This window comes from Streptomyces sp. HP-A2021 (genome assembly GCF_022807935.1).
GTDB classification, from domain to species: domain Bacteria; phylum Actinomycetota; class Actinomycetes; order Streptomycetales; family Streptomycetaceae; genus Streptomyces; species Streptomyces afghaniensis.
Genome location: NZ_CP094344.1, coordinates 2,096,069 through 2,119,936, shown reverse-complemented (window position 1 = coordinate 2,119,936; position 23,868 = coordinate 2,096,069). Strand labels below are relative to the sequence as shown.

Annotated in this window: 24 protein-coding genes; 16 read left to right on the top strand and 8 right to left on the bottom strand. The window is 72.3% G+C overall.

What is annotated here, in order from left to right; genetic code table 11:
- Window positions 1–4: 4 nt before the first annotated feature.
- The 6 genes from MQE23_RS09785 to MQE23_RS09760 all read left to right on the top strand — a co-directional run bounded on the left by MQE23_RS09785 (window position 5) and on the right by MQE23_RS09760 (window position 5,938).
- Complete coding sequence (locus tag MQE23_RS09785; RefSeq protein ID WP_243378891.1) at window positions 5–1,249, top strand: FAD-dependent oxidoreductase; 1,245 nt, start codon at window positions 5–7, stop codon at window positions 1,247–1,249.
- The gene (locus MQE23_RS09780; RefSeq protein ID WP_037674252.1) at window positions 1,200–1,580 is read left to right on the top strand and encodes a hypothetical protein; all 381 of its coding nucleotides are present in this window, start codon (window positions 1,200–1,202) and stop codon (window positions 1,578–1,580) included. Before MQE23_RS09785 ends, MQE23_RS09780 begins: the two co-directional genes overlap by 50 nt.
- 1 nt (window position 1,581) lies before the next feature.
- Window positions 1,582–2,565: a TauD/TfdA family dioxygenase gene (locus MQE23_RS09775; RefSeq protein WP_020277508.1), complete on the top strand. Its 984-nt coding sequence runs from the start codon at window positions 1,582–1,584 to the stop codon at window positions 2,563–2,565.
- A 68-nt stretch (window positions 2,566–2,633) separates the two neighbouring features.
- Complete coding sequence (locus MQE23_RS09770) at window positions 2,634–3,953, top strand: SidA/IucD/PvdA family monooxygenase (protein WP_243378890.1); 1,320 nt, start codon at window positions 2,634–2,636, stop codon at window positions 3,951–3,953.
- A gap of 6 nt (window positions 3,954–3,959) precedes the next feature.
- On the top strand, window positions 3,960–5,009 hold the full coding sequence (locus MQE23_RS09765) for an FAD-dependent oxidoreductase (protein WP_243378889.1): 1,050 nt from the start codon (window positions 3,960–3,962) through the stop codon (window positions 5,007–5,009).
- A 161-nt stretch (window positions 5,010–5,170) separates the two neighbouring features.
- Window positions 5,171–5,938 (top strand): sulfite exporter TauE/SafE family protein, encoded by a 768-nt coding sequence (locus MQE23_RS09760; protein WP_020270886.1) that lies wholly within the window; start codon window positions 5,171–5,173, stop codon window positions 5,936–5,938.
- Window positions 5,939–5,950: 12 nt separating this feature from the next.
- Here the strand turns inward: MQE23_RS09760 and MQE23_RS09755 are convergent, their stop codons facing one another.
- Window positions 5,951–7,162, bottom strand: a complete 1,212-nt coding sequence (locus MQE23_RS09755; RefSeq protein WP_243378888.1) for an alpha-hydroxy acid oxidase — start codon at window positions 7,160–7,162, stop codon at window positions 5,951–5,953.
- A gap of 19 nt (window positions 7,163–7,181) precedes the next feature.
- Complete coding sequence (locus MQE23_RS09750) at window positions 7,182–7,628, bottom strand: carboxymuconolactone decarboxylase family protein (RefSeq protein WP_020270888.1); 447 nt, start codon at window positions 7,626–7,628, stop codon at window positions 7,182–7,184.
- A gap of 248 nt (window positions 7,629–7,876) precedes the next feature.
- Here MQE23_RS09750 and MQE23_RS09745 point away from each other — a divergent pair, with 248 nt between their 5' ends.
- The 8 genes from MQE23_RS09745 (at window position 7,877) to MQE23_RS09710 (ending at window position 15,375) form a co-directional block, all read left to right on the top strand.
- Window positions 7,877–8,128 carry a hypothetical protein gene (locus tag MQE23_RS09745; RefSeq protein ID WP_010039055.1) on the top strand — a complete coding sequence of 84 codons (252 nt, stop codon included), beginning with the start codon at window positions 7,877–7,879 and terminating at the stop codon, window positions 8,126–8,128.
- Entirely contained in the window at window positions 8,125–8,493 is a 369-nt protein-coding gene (locus tag MQE23_RS09740) for a helix-turn-helix domain-containing protein (RefSeq protein WP_010039054.1), read from the top strand. Before MQE23_RS09745 ends, MQE23_RS09740 begins: the two co-directional genes overlap by 4 nt.
- Before the next feature lie 159 nt (window positions 8,494–8,652).
- Window positions 8,653–9,162 carry a 2-oxo-4-hydroxy-4-carboxy-5-ureidoimidazoline decarboxylase gene (gene uraD, locus MQE23_RS09735; protein ID WP_037667747.1) on the top strand — a complete coding sequence of 170 codons (510 nt, stop codon included), beginning with the start codon at window positions 8,653–8,655 and terminating at the stop codon, window positions 9,160–9,162.
- A 7-nt stretch (window positions 9,163–9,169) separates the two neighbouring features.
- Entirely contained in the window at window positions 9,170–9,562 is a 393-nt protein-coding gene (gene uraH, locus MQE23_RS09730) for a hydroxyisourate hydrolase (RefSeq protein ID WP_243378887.1), read from the top strand.
- Window positions 9,563–9,568: 6 nt separating this feature from the next.
- On the top strand, window positions 9,569–10,492 hold the full coding sequence (gene pucL / locus MQE23_RS09725; protein WP_020270892.1) for a factor-independent urate hydroxylase: 924 nt from the start codon (window positions 9,569–9,571) through the stop codon (window positions 10,490–10,492).
- Window positions 10,493–10,611: 119 nt separating this feature from the next.
- Window positions 10,612–11,991, top strand: a complete 1,380-nt coding sequence (locus MQE23_RS09720; RefSeq protein ID WP_020270893.1) for an 8-oxoguanine deaminase — start codon at window positions 10,612–10,614, stop codon at window positions 11,989–11,991.
- A 224-nt stretch (window positions 11,992–12,215) separates the two neighbouring features.
- Window positions 12,216–13,604: a nucleobase:cation symporter-2 family protein gene (locus MQE23_RS09715; protein WP_020270894.1), complete on the top strand. Its 1,389-nt coding sequence runs from the start codon at window positions 12,216–12,218 to the stop codon at window positions 13,602–13,604.
- A gap of 94 nt (window positions 13,605–13,698) precedes the next feature.
- Window positions 13,699–15,375 carry a serine/threonine-protein kinase gene (locus MQE23_RS09710; protein ID WP_243378886.1) on the top strand — a complete coding sequence of 559 codons (1,677 nt, stop codon included), beginning with the start codon at window positions 13,699–13,701 and terminating at the stop codon, window positions 15,373–15,375.
- On the opposite strand, the gene MQE23_RS09705 is transcribed toward MQE23_RS09710, so the two are convergent.
- The 3 genes from MQE23_RS09705 to MQE23_RS09695 form a co-directional block, all read right to left on the bottom strand.
- Window positions 15,372–15,794, bottom strand: a complete 423-nt coding sequence (locus tag MQE23_RS09705) for an acyl-CoA thioesterase (protein WP_020270897.1) — start codon at window positions 15,792–15,794, stop codon at window positions 15,372–15,374. The genes MQE23_RS09710 and MQE23_RS09705 overlap by 4 nt on opposite strands.
- A gap of 64 nt (window positions 15,795–15,858) precedes the next feature.
- Window positions 15,859–16,488, bottom strand: a complete 630-nt coding sequence (locus MQE23_RS09700) for a hypothetical protein (protein ID WP_243378885.1) — start codon at window positions 16,486–16,488, stop codon at window positions 15,859–15,861.
- An 85-nt stretch (window positions 16,489–16,573) separates the two neighbouring features.
- Window positions 16,574–17,782 (bottom strand): pyridoxal phosphate-dependent aminotransferase, encoded by a 1,209-nt coding sequence (locus MQE23_RS09695; RefSeq protein WP_020270899.1) that lies wholly within the window; start codon window positions 17,780–17,782, stop codon window positions 16,574–16,576.
- 85 nt (window positions 17,783–17,867) lie between these two features.
- Here MQE23_RS09695 and MQE23_RS09690 point away from each other — a divergent pair, with 85 nt between their 5' ends.
- A complete protein-coding gene (locus MQE23_RS09690) occupies window positions 17,868–18,494 on the top strand; it encodes a helix-turn-helix domain-containing protein (protein ID WP_243378884.1) in 627 nt (208 codons plus the stop codon).
- A 61-nt stretch (window positions 18,495–18,555) separates the two neighbouring features.
- Here the strand turns inward: MQE23_RS09690 and MQE23_RS09685 are convergent, their stop codons facing one another.
- The 3 genes from MQE23_RS09685 to MQE23_RS09675 are packed head-to-tail and all read right to left on the bottom strand — an operon-like array spanning window position 18,556 to window position 22,162.
- Window positions 18,556–19,347 (bottom strand): hypothetical protein, encoded by a 792-nt coding sequence (locus MQE23_RS09685; protein ID WP_243378883.1) that lies wholly within the window; start codon window positions 19,345–19,347, stop codon window positions 18,556–18,558.
- A complete protein-coding gene (locus MQE23_RS09680) occupies window positions 19,347–20,621 on the bottom strand; it encodes a VWA domain-containing protein (RefSeq protein ID WP_020270903.1) in 1,275 nt (424 codons plus the stop codon). Before MQE23_RS09680 ends, MQE23_RS09685 begins: the two co-directional genes overlap by 1 nt.
- A gap of 44 nt (window positions 20,622–20,665) precedes the next feature.
- Window positions 20,666–22,162: an IucA/IucC family protein gene (locus MQE23_RS09675; RefSeq protein WP_243378882.1), complete on the bottom strand. Its 1,497-nt coding sequence runs from the start codon at window positions 22,160–22,162 to the stop codon at window positions 20,666–20,668.
- A gap of 110 nt (window positions 22,163–22,272) precedes the next feature.
- Between MQE23_RS09675 and MQE23_RS09670 the strand changes: the two genes are divergently transcribed.
- The gene (locus tag MQE23_RS09670) at window positions 22,273–23,856 is read left to right on the top strand and encodes an IucA/IucC family protein (protein ID WP_243378881.1); all 1,584 of its coding nucleotides are present in this window, start codon (window positions 22,273–22,275) and stop codon (window positions 23,854–23,856) included.
- Window positions 23,857–23,868 lie beyond the last annotated feature (12 nt).

Below are 23,868 nucleotides of genomic sequence, written 5' to 3'. Positions count from 1 at the left end.
CACCGTGCGGGGGACGAACGGGGGCCCGGCCGGAGGGGATCGGCACACGGTGGTGGTGGGCGGCGGCGTGGTCGGACTGCTCACCGCGGTGGAATGCGTCCGGGCGGGGCAGCACATCACCCTCCTCGAACGGGGCCCCCTGCCCCACCCCGGCTCCTCCTCCCACGACCGGCACCGGGTGATGCGGGCCCTGCACCCGCACGATCCCGGCGCCACCCGCGCGGCCGTCACCGCGCACGGGCTGTGGCGGGAGCTGGAGTCACTGCTGGACGGCCGCTTCCTGTACCGCACGGGCGTACTGACCACGCTGCCGGCGGGGGAGACGGCCTCCGCGGCGGCCGGGCTGACCCGGGCCGGACTCCGGGCACGGGTGCTCGCACCGCGGCAACTTCCCGAAACGTACCGCCACTTGGCCTTCCCGGCCGGACTGGGCGCCGTCCTGGAGGAGGACACCGGAGTGCTCCTCGCCGACCGGGTGCTCGGGGCGGCGGTCCGCTGGCTCGGCGCCCACCCCAGGGCCCGGCTGCTGCCGCACACCACGGTCACGGCGGTCGACGCGGCGGCCCGGGCGGTGACGGTCGAGGACGGCCGGACCCTGCGCGGCGACCGGGTGCTGCTGGCGGCCGGGGCCTGGTCCCGGGCCCTGCTGCCGCCGGTCCTCGCCGGGCGGCTGACCGTGCACCGGCAGACCATGGTGTACTGCGACCCGCCGCCCCGGGAGCGGGAGCGATGGCGCGGCACCCCCGCCGTGCCCGTCTCCGGCATCCCCTGGGGAGCCTGGCTGGTCCCGCCGGTCGCCGGCACCCCGCTGAAACTGTCCGCCGACGCGCTGTGCCGCGTCGTGGCCGGGCCGGACGTCCCCGAGCCGGACCAGGCACCCGCCGGGGAACCGGCGAGCCGGTTCACCGAACTGGTCCCGGGCCTGCGGCCGGAGTGGGTCGTCGGCACCCGCGACTGCCACTACGTCACCGACGGCACATCGGGCGGCACCCTGCTCGCCGACCTCGGCGCGGGAGCCGTCCTCGCCCACTGCGCCTGCGGCGGCGGCGCGTTCAAGTTCGCCCCGCTCACCGCCCGCACGCTGGCGAGCCGGTTCGGCGGCGTGCCTCCCGCCCCCACCGGACTGCACCCACTGGACCATCCGGTCGCCACCGGCCCGGGCGACCCCGCCCCGACCCCCACGACACAGGAGACCACGCGTGATCGACTACAACGGCAGAACGTTCCGCAACACCGAGGCGGGCCCTGACGGCACCGCACCCGTGGCCACGTACCACCAGGACGGCGACCTCGTGTGGGCGGAGGCCGCCGGGGGCGAGGTCCGCCGCTGCGCCCTGGCCGGGACGTGCGACGCCGACGGCACCATCACCATGGGCTACACCCTGGTCCTGCGCAGCGGTGAGATCGCCGTCGGACGGTGCGTCAGCACGCCCGAACGGCTCGACGACGGACGCATCGTGCTGCGCGAGGAATGGGAGCGCTACCAGCCGACCCCCGCGAAGGGCACCTCCGCCATCGAGGAGATCCCGTCCCACGCCGCTGCCACCAAGCCGACAGAATCCGCACCCGAGGGGGGATGAGATGTCCACCGCCACACTCAGCAGGGTCGACGACCACGTACTCGCCTTCGACGACACCGTGACCAAAGCCGTGCGGGAGACGTCGGAACAACTCATGGCCGTCGAGGGGCCGGTGGACGGCGCCGCCTGGACCGCGGCGGCCGGCGACGCCTGGCACCATCTGCCGGCGGAACTCCGGCAGGCCGTGAGCCGGTTCCGCCGCCACTCCGGCGATCAGGGCGTCCTGTTACTGCGCGGACTGCCCGTGGGCGAGGACCTCCTGCCCGACACGCCCGCCACGCTCGACTCCGTCCAGTCGGAGCCGTCCGTCTCGGCCGCCGTCCTGATGATGATCGCCGGCGGCCTCGGCGACCCGGCCGCCTTCCGGCCGGAGAAGAACGGCGCCCTCGTGCAGAACGTGGTGCCGGTGCCGGGCAAGGAGGAGGTGCAGGGCAATCCGGGCTCCGTGGAACTGACCTTCCACACCGAGAACGCCTTCCACGCCCACCGCCCCGACTTCGTCCTGCTCATGTGCCTGCGGTCCGACCACGAAGGAGTCGCGGGACTGCGCACCTCCTGCATCCGGCAGATCCTGCCGATGCTGAGCTGGGTGGACCGGGAGGCGCTCTACCGCGCCGACTACGTCACGGCGCCGCCGCCTTCCTTCGGTGGGCGGAACAACCACGTCACCGAGCACGCCGTACTCGTCGGCGACCTCTTCGACCCCGACCTGAGGGTCGACTTCGCCGCCACCACCACCCGCAGCGGACAGGCCGAACTCGCCATGGCCGAACTGGAGTCGGCCTGCCACGCGCAGGCCCTGGAGTTCCGGCTGCGGCCCGGGGACCTGGCCCTCGTGGACAACCGGGTCACACTGCACGGACGTACCGGCTACCGGCCGCGCTACGACGGGCGTGACCGCTGGTTGCAGCGCACCTTCGTCCTGACCGACCTGCGGCGCTCCCGCCGGCACCGCCCCAACGACGGCAACGTACTGGTCCGGTGACCGGCCCGAGCGCGGCCCGGACCGCGCGCACAGTCCGTCAGGCGTCCAAGACACGGGAGATCGGCACAGTGGACACCCTTCGACGCGGACCGGACGGCCCGCACTTCGGCTGTGTGGGCATCGGTGTCGGCCCGGCCAACCTGAGCCTCGCCTCCCTGCTGCACGGCCGTCCCGAGATGACCAGCCTGTTCGTCGAGCGCCGGGAGACCTTCGGATGGCACGACGACCAGCAGATCGCCGGGGCCACGCTCCAGGTGTCGCTCTTCAAGGACCTGGTGACGCTGGCCGATCCGACGAACAAGTTCTCGTTCCTGTCGTACCTGCACGACCAGGGCATGATCTACCACTTCGTCAACGCCCAGTTCGACGCCATGCCGCGCCGGGAGTTCCGCAACTACCTGGAGTGGGCGAGCCGCAAGAACGAGAACGTCACCTTCGGTGAGGAGGTCCTGTCCGTCGACTTCGACGGGGTCTTCGTGATCCGGACCGGCAAGCGGACCCTGACCGCGGACCACGTGTCCCTCGGCATCGGCAGCCGGCCCTGGGTGCCCGAGCACGCCCGCGGCCTGCTGGGCGAGTCGCAGTTCCACGTCAGCGACTTCGTGCGGCGGTCCGGCGGCCTCGGCGGGCGGCGGGTCGGCGTGGTGGGCGGAGGCCAGTCCGGCGCGGAGGCCTTCCTCGACCTGATCTCCCGCCCGGAGGGGGAGCGCCCGGCCCATGTGGCGTGGATATCCCGGCGTGACAACTTCTTCCCCATCGACGACTCGCCGTTCACCAACGACTACTTCACGCCCTCCTTCTCCGACCACTTCTTCTCGCTCGACCGCGCCCAGCGCGAGGCGTTCAACGACCGGCAGCTCCTGGCCAGCGACGGTGTCTCGCCCGCCACCCTCAAGGAGATCTACCAGCGCTGCTACACCCGCCACTTCGTGGAGGGCGACCAGAAGCTCATCGCGCTGTACCCGGACCGCACCGTCACCGAGGTGAGCGGCGGCGACGGCGCCTGGGAACTCACCCTGGAGCCGGGGAACCGGCCGCGTGCCGTCGAACGGCTCACCGCGGACGTCGTCGTCTGGGCGACCGGATTCCGGCCGGCCCGCCCGGACATGCTGGCGCCGCTCGCCGGCCGGCTGGAGTGGGAGGACGAGGAGATCCGTATCGACCGGGACTTCGCCGCGTGCTGGGACGGACCGCCCGACCACGGCATCTTCGTCCAGAACGGCGTCCGCCGGCAGCGCGGCCTGGCCGATCCCAACCTCAGCCTGATCGCCTGGCGCAGCCGCCGGATCCTCGACCGGCTGCTGGGCGTCAAGACCGAGGAGCAGTGCGACTCCTTCCTGAGGTGGTCCTCGGAACCGGCCGTCGACAAGTTCCCGCAGGGAGCGTGATCGCCCGTGGCGGGAATCCGGATCGCCGTGGTGGGCGCCGGGATCATCGGCTGCCTCGTGGCGCGGGAGCTGGCCGCGCGCGCACCGCACGCCACGATCACCGTCCTGGACCGGGACGCGATCGGCAGCGGCGCCAGCCGCCGCTCGGCCGGCCTGCACCTGCCGCGGGGCGCGACCGAGCGGCTGCGCGCGATGACCCGGTACAGCCAGGACTACTACGACCGGCTCAGGCACGAGCGGCCCGCGCTGCCGATCCACCCGACGGCCGTGTCCGTGGTGTCCGCCACCGCCGACGACCGGGCGGTCCGCGAGACGTACCTCGCCGGGGCCGAGCCCGTCCGGGCGGAGCACCGGGACCTCCCGGCCGTCGGCATCCCGGCGGACGCGTCGGTCTGGCGGGTGAGCGGCGGACACCACACCGTCGTCCACGACCTGACCTGCGCGCTCGCCCGGGATCTGCGCTCCCGCGTCGACTTCCGCGAGGGCGTCGCCGTCACGGCCGTGCAGCCGGGGAGCGGTGGTGTGGTGCTGCGGCTGAGCACGGGCGACACGCTCACCGCCGACCGGGTGGTGCTGGCGCCCGGACCGTGGACCGCCGACCCGGCGCTGGCGCCGTTCGCCGCGCCGTCGGGGGCCCGGGTGAAGAAGGTGGTCGCCCTGCACATCGAGCAGCGCCCGGCCCCGACGGACGGCGCGATCGTCTTCCAGGACGACGACGCCTTCCTGCTGCCGCTGCCCGAGCGGGGGCACTGGCTGTACAGCTTCACCCGCACGGAGTGGGACGTCGACCCCGGGACGGTGGCCCGGGGCCTGAGCCCGGAGGACCTGGAGGAGGCGCGCGGCACGCTGCGCAGCTGGGCGCCCGCACTCGTCGAGCACGCGGGGTCGGGCCGCGTCTTCTGCGACGCCTACAGCCCGGGCCGGGAACCGGTCGTCGACGCGGTGGACGACGGGGGACGCGTGGTGTTCGCCGGTGCCGCGAACGGCTGCGGGTACCGGCTCGCCCCGGCCATCGCCCGGGAGGCGGCCGATCTGGTCCTGGGGGTGGTCGCCTGAAGCGGAAGGCGGGACCCGATGCCGCGGTGGTCGAACGTCGCGGTGGCCGAAGACCATCGCCGACAACCCACCGCGGCCATCGGCTTCTTGCGGCGGTATCGGCCCTGTAGCAAGATCGACCGGACTTTTCAGCCCGCCATTCGGATTGAGGTTTTCTGCTGATGGAGTGGGGCGTTCTCGCGGTCGTCGCAGTGGCCGGATTGCTGTCCGGTGCCGTGAACTCCATAGCCGGTGGCGGTTCCTTGCTGCTCTTTCCGGCACTGGTCGGAGTCGGCCTTCCGACGCAGGCCGCGAATGTCACGAATTCCGTCGCCAACTGGCCGGGATTCGCGGGGCAGGTCTACGGTTTCGCACCCGAGCTGAAGTCCGAGCCGAGAGGCCGGATGGTGCTGCTGTCGGTGCTCACCGCCGTCGGGACGGTGGCCGGCTCGGTGCTGCTGCTGGTCACGAGCAGCAAGAGCTTCGACACGTTCGTACCGGCCCTGGTGCTCTTCGCGAGCCTGCTGCTGGCCGGCCAGAAGCAGGTGAAGAAGCTGGTACGGGCGGCAAGCCCGGCCACCGGCGACGAGCGCCGCGAGCGTGTCGTACCCCTGGCGGTGGTCATGACCGCCGCCGGGGTGTACGGCGGCTACTTCGCCGGCGCGCTCGGCGTGATCATGCTGGTGTCGCTGGCCATGACCACGTCCGAGAGCCTGCACCGCCTCAACGCGCTCAAGGCGGCGCTCTCCCTGGTCAACTCGACGGTCACCCTGCTGATCTTCGCCCTCTTCGGCCCCGTCGACTGGGCCCTGGCACTCGTCGCCGCCCCGACCGCCCTGATCGGCGGCTACCTGGGCGCGAAGGTGTCCCGCTGGATGAACGAGGAACTCCTGCGCTGGACGGTGGTGACCATCGGCGTCACGGTGTCGGTGATCCTCTTCACCACCTGAGCGCCTGCGGCGTCAGCGCAGCGTGACGTGCTCGGGGCGGAGTTCGGCCGTCGACCGTACGCCCAGCAGCTGCATGGTGCGGACGATCTCGGTGCGCAGGATGTCCACCGCCCGGCGGACACCGCGTTCGCCGCCCGCCATCAGGCCGTACAGATAGGCCCGGCCGATCAGGCAGGCGTCGGCGCCGCGGGCGATCGCGGCGACGATGTCCGCGCCGGACAGGATCCCGCCGTCCAGCCAGATCTCCGCCTCCTCCTGGATCTCGTCGCGGACCCTCGGCAGCAGCTCCAGCGGGGTCGGCGCCCGGTCCAGCTGGCGGCCGCCGTGGTTGGACAGCAGCACCGCGTCCGCGCCGTGCTTGACGACGTCCCGGGCGTCCTCCGTGCTCTGGATCCCCTTCACCACGAGCTTCCCGGGCCAGCTCTGCCGCACCCAGTCCAGGTCCTCGTAGTCGAGCCCCGGGTCGAACATCGCGTTGATCAGCTCGGCCACCGTGCCGTCCCAGGAGCTGAGGGACGCGAAGGTGAGGGGCTCGGTGGTGAGCAGGTTCAGCCACCAGGACGGATGGGTCGCCCCGTCCAGGAACGTGCTGAGCGAGAGCCGGGGCGGGATGGTCAGGCCGTTGCGCAGGTCCCGCAGCCGGGACCCGCCCACGGGGGTGTCCACGGTCAGCAGGAGCGTGTCGTACCCGGCCTCCTCGGCCCGCCGCATCAGCTCCGCGCCCGCCCCGCGGTCGTGCCACACGTACAGCTGGAACCACCTGCGCGCGTCCGGCGCGGCCCGGGCGACGTCCTCGATCGACGTCGTCCCCATCGTGGACAGGGCGTACGGGATGCCGGCCTGCTCGGCGACCGCGACGACGGCCCGTTCGCCCTCGTGGTGCATCATGCGGGTGAACCCGGTCGGGGCGAAGGCGAACGGCAGCGCCGACCGCTTGCCCAGGATCTCCGTGCCGGTGTCCGGATCGGCCACCCCGCGCAGCACGTGCGGATGGAACTCGATGTCCCGGAACGTCCGCCGGGCCCGGCGCAGGCTGATCTCGCCCTCCGCCGCCCCGTCGGTGTAGTCGAACACCGCCCGGGGCGCCCGCCTGCGGGCGAGGCGGCGCAGATCGGGGATGGAGTACGCCGTCGACAGCCGGCGGTCGGTCGGGTTCGGCACGAACGGCCTCGGACGCAGGAGCTGGGCCACCTCACGGGGCCGCGGCAGGCGTCGTTTCGTCACGGAGTACCTTCCTCTGTCCTCAGGCGACGCGCGCGGGCAGGGGCTTGCGGCTGGTGACGGCCAGCCGGTTGAAGGTGTTGATCACGCTGATCGACCACACGACCGCCGTGTACTGCTCCTTGGTGAACACCGAGGTCGCCTGCGCGTAGAGGTCGTCGGGCACGTCCTGGCTCTGCGACAGCTTGCTGATGGTCTCGGTGAGCGCGAGCGCGGCCCGCTCCTGGGGGCTGTACAGATCCGTCTCCCACCAGGCGGCCACCAGATGCAGCCGGCGGTCGTCCTCGCCCAGCCGGCGGGCGTCGCGCGTGTGCAGGTCGAGGCAGTACGCGCAGCCGTTGATCTGCGACGCCCTGATCTTGACGAGTTCGATGAGCCGCATGTCGAGCCCGGCTTCGACGGCCGCCTTTTCGACGAGGTCCCGGATGTCCCGGAGTTGTCCGAAGACCTGGGGGAGTTCGTTTCCCACATTTATGCGTCGCTCTGTCATGCCGACCAATTGTCGGTGTTTCCCTGCGGGGAATGCAGCGGCTTTTTTCAGCCTTCCCGGCGGTGCAGGAGGATGGAGAGCAAGGGGCGTGAATGCGAATGTGCGGGAAACGTGACCGTATGCCGGGGAAGGCGTGCCCGCGCGGAACACGGAGTGCTCGCGCGGGCGGTCCGGTCCGCCCCGGCGTCGGCTAGGGTCGCACAGGTCACGACGGTTCTGGGGGCAGCATGCGACTGAGAGTGGAGTTCACCACCGAGCCCTTCGACCTCGACGAGGCACCCGCGCACGCGCTGGTCGCCCGCGAGGTCGTGGAGGCCGCCGAACTGGACGCCGTGGACGTCGGCCCGTTCGGCAACACCGCCGAGGGCGGTGCCGATGCGGTGCTCACCGCCGTGGACGCGCTGCTCCGCAAGACCCTGGAAGCGGGCGCCACCCGGGTCTCCCTCCAGGTCAACGTGATCGAGGAGGACGAGGCATGAGCGGCGCCGGGGACGAGCCGTTCATTGCGGCCGTGAAGCCCCTGGTCGACGCCATGGGCGGCGAGATGATCCCGCCCGACGAGGCCGGTCCCGACGACGTCGTCCTGTCCTGGGAGGGCCGCGACGCCGTCGCCGTGCGGCTGCCGCAGCTCGCCGACTCCCTCGACCACATCCTGGCCGCCATGGAGCGCCGCAAGGGCATGCCGCTGGCCGACCTGGACCGCAAGGCCAAGCAGGAGGTCGTGCGGATACTCGAGGCGCGTGGCGCCTTCTCCGTACGGCACGGGGTGGAGACCGTGGCGAGCGCCCTGGGCGTCAGCCGCTTCACCGTCTACAACTACCTCAACCGCGAGAAGGGGGCCTGACCGGGCCCGCCCGGTTTCGCCCCCTCGTCGGGTTTCGCCGCCTCGCCGGGTTTCGTCACACGGAATTTTCAACAAACTGTTGACGTGTTGTCGTGGGAGGGCGTTAGCTATCGGCACGCCCGTTCAGCACGAAGGCCGTACCCGGCCACGGAGGCTCCCGTGACTTCCAGTTCCATGCCGCCGGGCCTGGCCCGGTTCAACGCTCTCGAGGAGCACGCGGCCTACACCGCGCTCCATGAGCGTTGCGCCTCCACGGCGTGGGCGAAGCGGCTGCTCGCCGCCCGCCCCTACGCCACCGCCGAGGCCCTGTACACCGCGAGCGACGCCGCCATGGCGGAGCTGACGGCAGAGGACCTCGCGGAGGCGATGGCCGGCCACCCGCCCATCGGCCGCCCGAAGCCCGGCGACCCCACCTCGGCCCGGGAGCAGCGCGGCATGGCCGGCGCCTCCGACGAGCTCAAGGCGGAGATGCTGGAGCTGAACCTCGCCTACCAGGAGAAGTTCGGTCATGTCTTCCTGATCTGCGCCACCGGCCGGACCGGCGAGCAGATGCGCGACGCGGTCAGGGAACGGATCGGCAACACGCCGGAGCGGGAGCGGGAGATCGTCCGCACCGAACTGGGGAAGATCAACCGCATCCGCCTGGCCCGACTCGTCGAAGAGGACTGACAGCAGCATGAGCACCTCCGCCACCGCATCCGTGTCCACGCACATCCTGGACACGTCCGTCGGCCGCCCCGCCGAGGGCGTCGCCGTCCACCTCTTCGCCCGCTCGGGGCGCGAGGCCGACTGGCAGGCGCTCGGCGGCTCCGCGACCGACGCGGACGGGCGGTGCAAGGACCTGCCGGCGCTGCCGGAAGGCACCACCCACGTACGGCTCGACTTCGCGGTGGAGCCGTACTTCGAGAAGAAGCAAGCCGATGCGCAGCAGGACGCCCCCGCGAATCGGGACAGCGGTGCCGTGTTCTTCCCCGAGGTGGCGATCACCTTCGCCGTGACGCCCGGGGAGCACTACCACGTACCGCTGCTGCTCAACCCGTTCGGCTACTCCGTATACCGAGGGAGCTAGCTACTCATGCCCACCATTCTGGGACAGAACCAGTACGGCAAGGCCGAGAACCGAGTCGTCAAGATCACGCGGGACGGCGCCACCCACCACATCAAGGACATGAACGTCTCCGTGTCGCTGAGCGGCGACATGGAAGAGGTCCACTACTCCGGCTCGAACGCCAACGTCCTGCCCACCGACACCACCAAGAACACGGTGTACGCGTTCGCCAAGGAGCACGGCATCGAGTCCGCCGAGCAGTTCGGCATCCACCTCGCCCGGCACTTCGTGACCTCGCAGGAGCCGATCAAGACGGCCCGGATCCGCATCGAGGAGTACGCCTGGGAGCGGATCGAGGCCTCCGACGCCAACTCGCAGTTCATCGGCGCCGACGAGGTCAAGCACTCCTTCGTGCGCAAGGGCCAGGAGGTCCGGCTGACCCAGATCACCTACGACGGCTCGTCGTGGGAGGTCATCTCGGGCCTGAAGGACCTCGTCGTGATGAACTCGACCAACTCCGAGTTCTGGGGCTACGTCAAGGACAAGTACACGACGCTGAAGGAGGCCTACGACCGCATCCTGGCCACCCAGGTCGCCGGCCGCTGGCGGTTCAACTGGACCGACGACGACCAGCGCATGCCCCACTGGGAGAAGTCCTACGAGCAGACGAAGAAGCACATGCTCCAGGCCTTCGCCGAGACGTACTCGCTCTCGCTCCAGCAGACGCTGTACCAGATGGGCGCGCGGATCATCAACAACCGCAGCGAGATCGACGAGGTCCGCTTCTCCCTCCCGAACAAGCACCACTTCCTGGTTGACCTGGAGCCGTTCGGGCTCAAGAACGACAACGAGGTGTACTTCGCGGCCGACCGCCCCTACGGCCTGATCGAGGCGACGATCCTGCGCGACGGCTGCGAGGCGAGGATCCCCGTGGACCTCACCAACCTCTGACGTCCCTTCCGGCCTTCCCTCTTTCGGCACCCGTGGCCGGGGAACCCTTCTCCTCGGCCACGGCACTCAAACTCCCCGGGTCCTGCCGTGCCCCTCCATCTCAGCGCAAAGGACGAACCATGGCAGCAGCCCAGCGCATCGTCATCGACAACTGTGCGATCGCGACCGTCGACGCCGACGACACCGAGTACGCCTCCGGGCATGTCGTCCTGGCCGGCAACCGCATCGAGTCGCTCGGCGCGGGCAAGGCCCCCGAGGGCCTGGAGAACGTCGTACGCCGTATCGACGCCTCCGGTCACCTCGTCACCCCCGGACTGATCAACACCCACCACCACTTCTACCAGTGGATCACCCGGGGCCTGGCCACGGACCACAACCTCTTCGACTGGCTGGTCGCGCTGTATCCCGTCTGGGCCCGCATCGACGAGCCGATGGTGCGCGCGGCGGCCCAGGGCTCGCTCGCGATGATGGCCCGCGGCGGCGTCACCACCGCCATGGACCACCACTACGTCTTCCCGCACGGCTCCGGCGACCTGTCCGGCGCGATCATCACCGCCGCCCGCGACATGGGCGTCCGCTTCACCCTCGCCCGCGGCTCCATGGACCGCAGCGAGAAGGACGGCGGCCTGCCCCCGGACTTCGCCGTCGAGACCCTGGACGGCGCGCTGGCCGCCACCGAGGACACCGTCCGGCAGCACCACGACTCCTCGTTCGACTCGATGACCCAGGTCGCCGTCGCGCCCTGCTCGCCCTTCTCCGTCTCCACCGAGCTGATGCGGGACGGCGCCCAGCTGGCCCGCCGTCTCGGTGTACGGCTCCACACCCACGGTTCGGAGACCGTGGAGGAGGAGAAGTTCTGCCATGAACTGTTCGGCATGGGCCCGACCGACTACTTCGAGTCCACCGGCTGGCTCGGCGAGGACGTGTGGATGGCGCACTGCGTCCACATGAACGACTCCGACATCGCCGCCTTCGCCCGCACGCGGACCGGCGTCGCGCACTGCCCCTCGTCCAACGCCCGCCTCGCCGCCGGCATCGCCCGCGTCCCCGACATGCTCGCGGCCGGCGTCCCGGTCGGCCTCGGCGTCGACGGCACCGCCTCCAACGAGTCCGGCGAACTCCACACCGAGCTGCGCAACGCCCTCCTCATCAACCGCCTCGGTGCGCACAAGGAGGCCGCCCTGAACGCCCGCCAGGCGCTGCGCCTGGGCACCTACGGCGGCGCCCAGGTGCTGGGCCGGGCGGCGGAGACCGGCTCCCTGGAGCCGGGCAAGCTCGCCGACCTGGTGCTGTGGAAGCTGGACACGCTCGCCCACGCCTCCATCGCCGACCCGGTGACCGCCCTGGTCTTCGGCGCGGCGGCCCCGGTCACCGCCTCCTTCGTGGGCGGCCGGCAGATCGTCGAGGACGGGCGGCTGCTCACGGCCGACGAGGACGCCATCGCCCGCGCCACGCGGGACGAGGCCCGGCGGCTGGCGAGGATCGCCGCGCAGGGCTGACCACCCGGATGACTCCGGCCGGGAGGGACGGCTCCCGGCCGGTGGCCGCGGACCCGAGCGGGGTCCACGGCGGTCGTCTCCGGGGCGCGCGAGCACGCGTGCGCCCCGGAACGGCCATTGCCCGTCCGCCGCATGTCCGGTCCCGCACGACCACCCGCACCACCTCCTTGACACCCACGGCCGTCATCCGACGCAGCCGTGTAACCGACCGGAGGGAAGCCGCCGTGGCCGACCACCCCGTTGACGAAAAACTCCCCGCGCTCAAGATGGCGACGACCGGCCTGCAGCATGTGGCCGCCATGTACGCGGGAGTCGTCGCCCCACCTCTGATCGTCGGCGCGGCCATCGGCCTGACCGCCACCGACCTGACCTTCCTCACCGGCGCCTGCCTGTTCACTGCGGGCCTCGCCACGTTCCTGCAGACCATCGGCATCTGGAAGATCGGCGCCCGGCTGCCGTTCGTCAACGGCGTCACCTTCGCCGGTGTCGCCCCGATGACCGCGATCGTCGCCTCCACCGAGGACAAGTCCGACGCCCTGCCGGTCATCTTCGGCGCGGTGATCGTCGCCGGACTCCTCGGCTTCCTGGCCGCCCCCGTCTTCTGCAAGGCGGTCCGCTTCTTCCCACCGGTGGTGACGGGCACGGTCATCACCCTGATCGGCATCTCCCTGCTCCCGGTCGCCTTCGGCTGGGCGCAGGGCCCCGACCCGGCCGCGCACGACTACGGTTCGGCGACCAACCTGGGGCTGGCCGCCGGCACCCTCGTCGTGGTCCTGCTGCTGCGGCGCTTCACCCGGGGCTTCGTCAAGCAGATCGCGGTGCTGCTCGGCCTGGTCGCGGGCACGCTCATCGCGATTCCGTTCGGCGCCACGGACTTCGGCCCGGTCGCGGACGCGGCGGTCATCGGCTTCCCCACGCCCTTCCACTTCGGCGCCCCGCAGTTCCAGCTCGCCGCGATCCTCTCCCTGTGCGTGGTGATGGTGGTGTCGATGACCGAGTCGACCGCCGACATGCTGGCGCTGGGGGAGATCGTCGACCGCCCGGCCGACGAGAAGACCATCGCGGCCGGCCTGCGCGCCGACACTCTCGGCTCGGCGATCAGCCCGCTCTTCAACGGCTTCATGTGCAGCGCCTTCGCGCAGAACATCGGCCTGGTCGCCATGACGAAGATCCGCAGCCGGTACGTCGTCGCTGCCGGTGGCGGGTTCCTGGTGCTGATGGGCCTGTGCCCGATGGCGGCCTCGCTGATCGCCGTCGTCCCGCGCCCGGTGCTCGGCGGGGCGGGCGTGGTCCTGTTCGGCTCGGTCGCGGCCAGCGGCATTCAGACCCTGGTCCGGGCCGGCCTGGAGAAGGACAACAACGTCCTGATCGTGGCCGTCTCCCTGGCCGTCGGCATCATCCCGATCACGGCGCCGGAGTTCTACCACGCCTTCCCGGAGACGGCGCGGATCGTACTGGACTCGGGCATCTCGACGGGCTGCGTCGCGGCGGTCCTGCTGAACCTGGTCTTCAACCACCTGGGCCGACGCGACCGGGACGCACACGACGTGACCCACCCGATGGAGGCGGGCGAGGAGATCACGGGCGTCCCCCGAGCCCCGGCAGCACCGTGAGATCGGCGAAAACAGCTCCGAACTCCGCTTAGGCTTCTGCCTCGGTCAACTCACCGTTGACCGGGGGGACAGGGGACGAGGGGGAGACGGACCGATGAACCACGCGACCGAGGTGTTCCGGCCGTTGCAGGCGGACGATCCGCCCATGGTGGCCGGATATCGCCTGGTGGCTCGGCTGGGCGCGGGCGGCATGGGCCGGGTGTACCTGTCGCACACGCAGGGCGGCCGGCCGGTGGCGATCAAGGTGGTGCGCCCGGAGCTGGCCGACGACCCGGCCTTCCGGCGCCGGTTCCGCCGGGAGGTGGAGGCGGCCCGGCGGGTCCGGGGCGCGTACACGGCCGAGCTGATCGACGCCGACGCGGACGGCACACCGCCCTGGGCGGCCACGCTGTACGTGCCCGGCCCGTCCCTGACGGAGGCCGTGGCCCGGCGCGGACCGCTGCCGGCGCCCGCGGTGCTGTGGCTGATGGCGGGGGTGGCCGAGGCGCTGCAGGCCATCCACGGCGCGGGCATCGTGCACCGGGACCTCAAGCCGTCGAACGTGCTGCTGGCCGCCGACGGGCCGCGGGTGATCGACTTCGGCATCTCGCTGGCCTCCGACTTCACCTCGCACACCGCCACGGGCGCCACCGTCGGCACTCCGCACTTCATGGCTCCCGAGCAGGCGTCCGGCGGCGAGGTCACGGCGGCGACCGACGTCTTCGCGCTGGGCCAGACGGCGGCCTTCGCGGCGCTGGGCCGGCCGCTGTACGGGGACGGCTCCGCGGTCGGTGTGCTGTACCGGATCGTGCACGACGAACCCGACCTGTCCGTGCTGCCCGAGCAGCTCCGTCCGCTTTTCGCCCGGTGCCTGGCCGCCGCCCCGGAGGACCGGGCCGGTCTGGCGGAGATCGTCGAGTGGTGCCGGCGGGGGCTGGGCGCGGACGCCGAGGCGGGCGCGGGCCCGGCCGTCTGGCGGGACGTCATGGGGCCGGAGGTGACGGTCCCCTCCCCGGCGGACCTCGACGCCACCTGGGCCTCCCCGGCGACCCTCGATCCGACCAGGGTGCACATGCAGCCGCTGGTCGTCACGCAGCCGCAGACACGACCGCAGGGACCGGAGGAGAGACGGGCGCGCAGACGGCGCTCCGCCCTGATCACGACCGCGGCCGTGACGGCGGGGGCGCTGGTGCTGACCGGCCTGGCGTGGATGGTCGCGGACGCGGGGAACAGATTCGGCGACTGGGTGGCGGGCGCACCGTCGACGCCCGGCCCGGAGAAGTCCGGACGGTCGGCCGCGCCGGAGTCGTCGACGGGGGCGCGCTCGGGCTCCGGGCCCGCGTCGGGAGCGGAGGCGGAGGCGGGCGGAGGAGCTCCGGAAGCGTCCAGTCCGTCCCCGGCCGCGTCCAAGTCACCGCAGGTCGCCACGCAGGCCTCACTGCTGCTGAACGCGAAGACCTCGCTCAGCTTCGAGAGGCCGCTCTGGCGCGACGACCGCAAGGGAGACATCCGCTTCAACTGTGAGAACCCCAGCTGCGAGCTGGAGAGCGACACCAGCGTCTTCGTGCAGATGTTCACCGACGAGGCGGTTTCCCTCGACGAGTGCCGGCTCATGCTCGGCGCTGCCGACCGCCACCGCTGGACTTTGGCCTCGGTGGCGGCAGGGAGTCAGATCTGCGCCAAGCACCCCTCCGGGGACATCGCCCTGCTCGTGGTCCAGACGAAGTCGACCGCGCTGCCGGAGCTCGCCTCCCTCATGGTGGACATGACCGTCTGGAAGAAAGCGGCCTAGAGTCCGAACAGGCCCGGGTCCGACGCCAGTTTCCTGAAGTGCTCCTGGGGGCCCGGGACCAGCTTGCGGGCCTTCAGGTCCATCAGACCGCCGACGGCCGTGATCTCGGCCGCCACCGTGCCGTCCGCCTTGCGGACCGTCTGCTCGATACGGAACGTCTTGCCTTCACCCCAGGCGAAGGCGCAGGTCACCTCGACCTCGTCGCCCGCGAGCAGCTCGCGCTTGTAGCGGATGGTGGTCTCCAGGGCGACCGGGCCCACGCCGCTGCCGATGAGGGCGGACTGGCTGATCCCCGCGGCCCGCAGTAACGACCAGCGGGCGTGTTCCGCGTAGTTCAGGTACACGCTCTGGTTGAGGTGACCCTGCACGTCGGTCTCGTAACCGCGGACGGTCACCGGGACGGAAAACGGCTCGCTCATGGCTTCCCTTCTCACACCGGGCACGCGTGGCGCACGCAACGATCCACCGATCTTGGCATGCTCATCACGCCCGGCGGGGCGAGGCCAGGAGATAGCGGGTCCCGGTGCGCGGCTCGCGGTGCTCGCTCACCTGCCAGCCTGCCCCTTCCAGGGTGGCCGCGCAGGTCCGCAGCGCCTCGCCGTCCGGCTCGTACACGGCGACGGCCTCCGGCTGCGGGGTCTCCCGCACCCGGTAGCCCCCGTCGTCCCGCCCGGCCGGGTGGTGTCCGGCCGCCTCCAGCGCGAGTGCGGCGGCCTGCACGAGATGCGTACGCTCCCAGCCGCACGGCCGCTCCACCGCGCCGTCCGGGTTGGTCATCCGGCGCAGCTCCAGCAGCCCCTGCCAGGCGCTGTGCACCTCACGGCGCCGGGCGGGCCCGGTCTCCGGCGCCGCCTCCTCGCCGCCGGCGCGCGCGGCGAACACACCGGCGGCGGCGGGGGCCTCGGTGGCGGGCTCGTGCACCTGCATGACGCCCTGCCGCACCCGGTGGCCCTCCGGCGTCAGAAAGTGATCGTGCGGTGGCCGTGGATGCCGGAAGGCGAGCCCCCGCTTCACCAGCGCCGCGAGCTGTGCCTCCGTGCCCCGCAGCCGGCCGGTCACCGGGTCGGCGGCGTCGATGACCCGCCGCTGTGCGGCGGTCGGCGGTCGGGTCACGGCACGCTCCTCTCCGGCACGGGACAGGCCCCGGGGCACTCGCCCCACCTGCTGGAAGGCTACGACCCGCCACTGACAATCGCGCCTACTGCCGGTACCCGCCGAGGAACCGCCCGATCCGCCCGATCGCCGCCTCCAGGTCGTCGGCGTAGGGGAGAGTCAGGATGCGGAAGTGGTCGGGGGTGGGCCAGTTGAAGCCGGTGCCCTGGACCACCTGGATCTTCTCCCGCAGCAGCAGGTCCAGGACGAACTTCTCGTCGTCGTGGATCTTGTGCACCTTGGGGTCGAGACGCGGGAACGCGTACAGCGCCCCCTTCGGCTTCACGCACGTCACGCCGGGGATCTCGTTCAGCTTCTCCCAGGCCACGTCGCGCTGCTCGCGCAGCCGGCCGCCCGGCAGGGTGAGGTCGCGGATGGACTGCCGCCCGCCGAGCGCGGCCTGGATGGCGTACTGGGCGGGCGCGTTGGCGCACAGCCGCATGGAGGCCAGCATCGTGAGGCCCTCCAGGTAGTCCTTGGCGTGCTGCCTCGGGCCCGTCACCACCAGCCAGCCGGAGCGGAAGCCCGCCACGCGGTACGTCTTCGACAGGCCGCAGAAGGTGAGCACCACCAGGTCGGGGGCGAGCGCGGCGGCCGAGTGGTGCACGGCGTCGTCGTAGAGGATCTGGTCGTAGATCTCGTCGGCGAACACCATCAGGCCGTGCCGCCGGGCGAGGTCGAGGATGCCCTCGACGATCTCCTTCGGGTAGACCGCGCCGGTGGGGTTGTTGGGGTTGATGATGACCACGGCCTTCGTACGGTCCGTGATCTTCGACGCCATGTCGTCCAGGTCCGGGTACCAGTCGGCCTGCTCGTCGCAGAGGTAGTGGACCGCCTTGCCGCCCGCGAGGGTCGTCACGGCCGTCCAGAGGGGGAAGTCCGGGGCGGGGATGAGGATCTCGTCGCCGTCCTCCAGCAGCGCCTGGACCGCCATCGAGACGAGCTCGGACACGCCGTTGCCGAGGAAGACGTCGTCGACGCCGACCTCCAGGCCCAGCGTCTGGTAGCGCTGGGCAACCGCGCGGCGGGCGGAGAGGACGCCGCGCGAGTCGGTGTAACCGTGCGCCTGCGGCAGCATCCGGATCATGTCCTGGAGGATCTCCTCCGGCGCCTCGAACCCGAAGAGCGCGGGGTTGCCGGTGTTCAGGCGCAGCACACTGTGCCCCGCCTCCTCCAGCGCGTTGGCGTGCTCTATCACCGGGCCGCGGATCTCGTAACAGACCTCGCTCAGCTTGCTCGACTGCCGGAACTCCATGCGCTGCTTCCCCTCGCCGACTGTGTTGCTTGGTTTTACCAAGTAGCCGCTTGGAAAGTCCAACAACTTGTCTAGACTGCGTCGCATGCCACCTCGCCGCAGCTACGACCAGTACTGTTCCGCCGCCCGCGCCCTCGACGTCGTCGGCGACCGCTGGACCCTCCTGATCGTCCGGGAGCTCCTCGCCGGTCCCCGCCGCTACACCGACCTGCACGCGGACCTGCCCGGCGTCAGCACGGACGTACTCGCCTCGCGGCTGAAGGACATGGAGCGCGACGGCCTCGCGACCCGCCGCCGGCTGCCCCCGCCCGGTGCGGCGTACGTATACGAACTCACCTCCCGGGGACGGGAGTTGCTGCCCGTGCTCCAGGCGCTGGGAGCGTGGAGCCAGGCGGAACTCGGGGAGCGGCGGCCGACGGACGCGGTACGGGCGCACTGGTTCGCCCTGCCCCTGCTGCGCCTGCTGGACGGGGAGGGGCTCGTCGAAGTCCGCCTGGAGGAAGGGCAGTTCCACCTGCGCGCCGGTGCCGAGGAGGGGCCCGTGTACGGGGACGGGCCCGCTCCCGGGGAGCCGGACGCCCGGCTGGTCCTGGACACCGGCACGTGCACGGCGCTCAGCCGGGGGGAGCTGAGCCTGGCCCGGGCCGTGCGGGAGGGCCGGGTCGAGGTGAGCGGCGAGGGCACGCTCGCCAAGGCGCTCCGCGAGGCATGAGAGAAGGCCCGCGTGATGCGGGCCTTCTGATGAAGTATCAGGCACTCGGCCTGATGTCATGTCAGGCGCTCGGCGGCACCCGCACCGGCCGTCCCGCGCCGCGCGTCAGCGCGTACCCGGCGACACCCGCCAGCGCGGCCAGCACGCCGCCCATCCCCGTCCACACCCACCGGTCCGACCACCAGCCGGACGCCCAGCCGTCCTGGGGCTGGAGTCCCGCCAGTACCGCCGCGTTCTCCTGCTGGTCCTCGGACTTCGTCGCGATGCCCGGCACCAGCGGCTCGGCCAGTGAGCCGTCCACCGCCGCCGCGCCGCCGATGTCCCTGGAGTCGGCCCGGACCTCTGCGTCGACCGGGAGGCCCAGGTCGGAGGTCGGGACGCCGGTCGCCGTCAGGCGGATGTAGTAGGTACCGGGCAGCGGGTCGTTGGCCCACGGCTCCGACCAGGCGCGGACCGTGCGCAGCACGCAGGCCAGCTCCACGGAGGGCGTGTCCGCCGCCGCGGCGCGGGTCTGCGCCCCGTACTGGCAGGCCTGGCGGCGGCGCAGGCCGTCGTAGACGTCGATCTGCCAGGTCTGCGCGGCGTGGGTGTCCGGCAGCTTCACCGTCGCCCTGACCGTGGGGCGCTGTCCGGTGTCGGCGGGGAACGACCAGTACAGGTAGTCGCCCGTGGAGCCGCTCGCCGTGGCCCGCTGCCCCTGCTCGATCTCCGTGGCCGTACGGAAGGACGTGCCCGCCTGCCGGGGCGCCGCACCGCCGTCCCGCGACGCACTCGGCCACGGGTCGGCCGCCGCCGGCGCGGCCGCCAGTCCGAGGGTCAGCAGCGCGGCGCTCAACGCACGTATCGTTCGCATCAGTTGGTCCTCCAGACCGCGACCCGCCAGCGCGACAGCCAGCCCCAGACGAGACCGGCGAGGAAGCCGGTGAGAATCAGCGCGCCGAGCAGCCACCAGCCGCGGCCGAGGCCGAAGGAGGCCACGTCACCCGCCTGGCTCGGGCCGTCCACGACGTCGACCGTCAGCTCCAGCGGCAGCCCGGGCGTGGTCTTCACCCCGGAGGCCGGCGAGAAGGAGTGGGTGACCGCCAGGCACACGGTCTCCGCGGCCGGCTTGCCGCCGTCGGCGTCGTCACGCTCGGGCTCTGGGTACCTCAGCCCCGTCGAGATCACATCCGTACGGCCGTCGCCCGCCGCCTCGCCGCGCACGATCTCCCGGCCGTGCACCGTGACCGCCCGCAGCAGCACCCCGTAGCCGGGGTTCACGGCCCGGTCGGCCGCCACGCTCACCGAGGCCCGCAGCTCCTGGCCCGGCAGCACGTCCACCCGGTACCAGCGCTGCTGTCCGAACTCCTCCCGGTCCGTGTACAGCCCGGACTCCAGCGCCGGTGCCTCGGTGCACTCCTCGGCGCCCTTGACCGGTACCGGCGTCACCACCGGATCGGCCGCCCGGTCCACCAACTGGTTGACCCGGTCGGTGAGTTCGTCCTGGTGCTCCACCGAGGTGTACGTGCCGCCGGTGGCCTCGGCGATGCAGCTCAGCTGCCTGCTCAGCTTGGCCGTCGGCACCAGGCCCAGCGTGTCGATGGTCAGGCCGATGCCCTTGGCGGCGATCTCGCGGGCCACCTCGCACGGGTCGAGCGGGGCGCAGGTGTCCTCGCCGTCGCTGATCAGCACGATGCGCTTGGAGCCGTTGCCGCCGTCCAGGTCGTCGGCCGCCTTCAGCAGGGCCGGGCCGATCGGCGTCCAGCCGGTCGGGCTGAGCGTGGCGACGGCCGTCTTGGCCTCGGTGCGGTCCAGCGGGCCGACCGGGTAGAGCTGCGCGGTGTCCTTGCAGCCCGTCTTCCGGTCGTCGCCCGGATAGTCGGCGCCGAGGGTGCGGATGCCGAGCTCGACCTCCTCCGGCGTCGCGTCGAGCACCTCGTTGAACGCCTGCTTCGCGGCGGCCATCCGCGACTGCCCGTCGATGTCGCGGGCCCGCATCGAGCCGCTGACATCGAGGACGAGGTCGACCTTGGGGGCGTCCTGGCCGGTGGGTTCACCGGCAGCCGCTCCGGCCGGGAAGGCGAGCCCGGCCGTCAACGCGGCGAGCAGGGCACAGACGCCCGCCGCCAGCCGTTTTCTTGTGATCATCGGCGGATCTTATTGATCAGGGGTGCCGTGCTCCAAAACGTGGCTCAGGCAAGGGGATTGGGCAGGTCGGCCCACTGGTCGCCGGGCGCCTGCGGCGAGAGCCGCATCAGCGTCAGCGCCTTCGTGGGCAGGGGCTCCGCGCGCAGCGCCGCGAGGTCCGGGGTGCGGGGCAGCTCCCGTACGGCCGTCTCCAGGGCCTGCGCGAGCACCGCCCCCGACCCCGCCGTGCCGGCCAGCGCGCCCGCCACCAGCGAGCCGAACAGCTTGCGCCGCAGCGTGCGTTCGTCGTCCGTGACCATGCGGGCGGGCAGGTCGGGCACCGTGATGCCGTGCCGGGCGAGACGGGCCGGGCTGACGCGGATGTCGGCCAGGTCGCGGTAGACCAGCCGCAGCGGATCGCCCGCCGGCGACAGGATCACCAGGAGGTTCTGGCCGTGCGCCTCCAGGGCCACGCCCAGCTCCAGCAGCCGCAGACCGACGGTGAGGGCGAGGCGTGCGAAGGCGGCCAGCCAGGCGGGGGAGCGGGGGAGCTCGGTCGTGGCGAGTGCCGCCACCGGCAGGACCCGTTCGCCGGACGTCGCGTACGTCTTTGGCGGCTCCCGCAGGACGGCCGCGAAGTCGGGGGAGCCGGCCGCCGCCGCGCCCAGGGTGCGGGTCATGTGCAGCAGGCCGTCGGTGTGCGCCGCCGGCGTCCCGGCGAAGTCCGACAGCACCGCGGACGCGGCGACCGAGGCAAGCGAGATGTCCCGCACCGAGGACGTCAGCCGGGCACTGAGCGAGGTCTTGACGTGCGGCCCGCCGGGCAGCGCGAGCGTCCGCAGCGCCATCAGGGGATGCCCGGCGCGCCGCTCCTCGCACACCCGCTTCAGCACATGCGCCGCCTGCCACGGGTGCACCGGCAGCACCACCCGCTCCCCGTCCCGCAGCTCCCGCGGCCACGCCCCCGTCACCAGGCACTCCTCCGCCCGCACCGGCACCAGCCCCAGCTCCACCAGCGGCCGGTGCTCGGGCCCGTAGGCGAGCTGCTCCGCCACCGAGAAACCGGGCCGGGACCGGCACGTGGGATGGAACGGATGCCCGTCGACGATCCGCTGCTCCCACTCCCAGTCGCTCTGCGGCCACCCGTCCGTGGCGCGCCCCTCCTGTCCCGCTCTCGACAGCGCCAGCGAGGCGACGCTGTGCCCGAGTTCGGCGGCGAAGGACGCGGAGTGCGGTACGGCGAGGTCGGTCACCAGCCGGGCCGGATCGTCGTACTCCGCCTCGTCGAGCCGTACGACGGTGACGTACGCGCCGGTCGCGTACGGATCCGGCCGCGGGCCGTGCAGCCGGCGGCCGTCGGACAGGTGCAGGGTCAGCCCGTCCCGTCCCTGCTCGCGGCGGGTGACCCAGGGCAGCGGGTCGTGGGCGAGACCGCGCCACAGACGGGACAGCACGGCCGCCCGGGCACCGGGCAGTTCGGCCTCGTACCGCGGCAGGAGACCGGGCCGCACGACGGCCAGTTCGTCGGCGACCTCGGCCTCGGCGGTGGGGGAACGGTGCACGGGCGGGCTCCTCGGGTACGAATAGGGCGTCACGGCGGGATGACGACGACACGCAGACTGATCATCTCCGCCCGGAAGTCCGGAAATCCTTCAAGGACCGCAGGGAACGAGTGGAACGCGTGGACCTCATGCCCCCGCCCGACGGCGACGACTCCGCCCACGGTGACTGTGCCCATGGTGACTCCGCACACGGTGTCTCCGCCCAGGACGACCCGGTCACCGGCGGCCTCGCCGACCGGGCCGACGCGTACGCCGCCGTGCCGCTGCTGAACTGCCTGCTGCGGGAGGTGGCGCGGCCGGTGAGTGAGACGGTCGAGCACCGGGTGCACCACCTGCCCGGCGTGGACCGCCTGCTGCGCGTGCGCGGCACGCGGCGGCCCGCCCAGCCCGAGGTCCGCACGGCCGGCGGCTGGCACCGTATCGGCCACACCGAGCTGGTCAAACTCGTTGCCGAGGAACTGCGCCGGCACACCGGGCTGTCCAACCACGAACTGCCCGCCGAGATGATCGACAGCCGGGACGCCGTGGCCGCGCTGCTGGCCGCCCGCGCCCGGGCCACCCCGCCCGACGACCCCTACCGGCGCTCGGAGCAGAGCCTCCTCACCGGCCACACCCACCACCCGGCCCCCAAGGCACGCGGCGGCGGCCCCGCCGCCGGCTGGCTGCCCTACGCGCCCGAGGCGTACGCCCGCTTCCCGCTGACCCTGCTCGCGCTGCGCGCGGACACCGTCGTCGAGGAGGGCGACACCTCGGCCCTCGACGCCCTCGGCACGGCCCCGCCCGGCTACCGGCTGCTGCCCGCCCACCCCTGGCAGCTCGACCTGGCCGGCCCCGAGCTCGCCGACGCCTTCGCGGACGGCAGACTCGTCCGGCTCGGCACGACCGCCCCCGACACCTGGCCGACCGCCGCGATCCGCACGCTCTACGCGCCCGGGCACGACCTCTTCCTGAAGTTCAGCCTGGACGTGCGCATCACCAACGACATCCGCCGGCTGTGGCGTCACGACCTGCTCGCCCTGCGCCGGACCGACGCGGCCGTGTGCGCCGCCCTCGACACGTTCGAAGGCCCCCCGGCCTGGCTCGGCGACCGCGGGTACCGCACCGCCGACTTCGCCTTCGAGGCCCTGGCCGTCCTCGTCCGGGACGGCTTCGGAGGCCGTCTCCTGCCCGGTGCGACCCCGCTGCTCGCCGCCGGTCTCGTCGAGGGCTTCGACGGCAGCCCGCTCGACCGGGCCGCCGACCCCGGGGCCTGGTGGGCGGCGTACCTGGCGCGGGTGGTGCCCCCGGCACTGACCGCCTTCGCCCGGCACGGTGTCGTCATCGAGGCGCACCTGCAGAACACCCTGGTCGCCGTGGACGCCGGCGGCATGCCCGTGCAGGCGCTGTACCGGGACGCCGAGGGCGTCAAACTGCTGCCGGACGTGGGGCGGGAAGCCGGCTGGGAGCGGCTCGTGTACTGCCTGGTCGTCAATCACCTCAGCGAGATCGCCGGCGCCCTCGCGGAACGCCACCCCGGCTTCGACCCCTGGCCCGCCGCCCGCCGCGAACTCGCCCGCCACGACGTCCCCGAGATCCCCGCCCTGCTCGCCTCACCCACCCTCCCCGGCAAGACGAACCTGCTGCTCCGCTGGACGGGGGCGGACGGCGCGGACGCGCGCTACCTGCCGCTGCCCAACCCGCTGCGCGGCGCCTGAGCGCCGTTCACC

Coding starts and splice junctions, on each gene's coding strand:
- MQE23_RS09775 (WP_020277508.1), top strand. CDS start 1,582: ATGTCCACCGCCACACTCAGCAGGGTCGACGACCACGTACTCGCCTTC.
- MQE23_RS09760 (WP_020270886.1), top strand. CDS start 5,171: ATGGAGTGGGGCGTTCTCGCGGTCGTCGCAGTGGCCGGATTGCTGTCC.
- MQE23_RS09745 (WP_010039055.1), top strand. CDS start 7,877: ATGCGACTGAGAGTGGAGTTCACCACCGAGCCCTTCGACCTCGACGAG.
- MQE23_RS09740 (WP_010039054.1), top strand. CDS start 8,125: ATGAGCGGCGCCGGGGACGAGCCGTTCATTGCGGCCGTGAAGCCCCTG.
- uraH (WP_243378887.1), top strand. CDS start 9,170: ATGAGCACCTCCGCCACCGCATCCGTGTCCACGCACATCCTGGACACG.
- pucL (WP_020270892.1), top strand. CDS start 9,569: ATGCCCACCATTCTGGGACAGAACCAGTACGGCAAGGCCGAGAACCGA.
- MQE23_RS09720 (WP_020270893.1), top strand. CDS start 10,612: ATGGCAGCAGCCCAGCGCATCGTCATCGACAACTGTGCGATCGCGACC.
- MQE23_RS09710 (WP_243378886.1), top strand. CDS start 13,699: ATGAACCACGCGACCGAGGTGTTCCGGCCGTTGCAGGCGGACGATCCG.
- MQE23_RS09705 (WP_020270897.1), bottom strand. CDS start 15,794: ATGAGCGAGCCGTTTTCCGTCCCGGTGACCGTCCGCGGTTACGAGACC.
- MQE23_RS09695 (WP_020270899.1), bottom strand. CDS start 17,782: ATGGAGTTCCGGCAGTCGAGCAAGCTGAGCGAGGTCTGTTACGAGATC.
- MQE23_RS09690 (WP_243378884.1), top strand. CDS start 17,868: ATGCCACCTCGCCGCAGCTACGACCAGTACTGTTCCGCCGCCCGCGCC.
- MQE23_RS09685 (WP_243378883.1), bottom strand. CDS start 19,347: ATGCGAACGATACGTGCGTTGAGCGCCGCGCTGCTGACCCTCGGACTG.
- MQE23_RS09680 (WP_020270903.1), bottom strand. CDS start 20,621: ATGATCACAAGAAAACGGCTGGCGGCGGGCGTCTGTGCCCTGCTCGCC.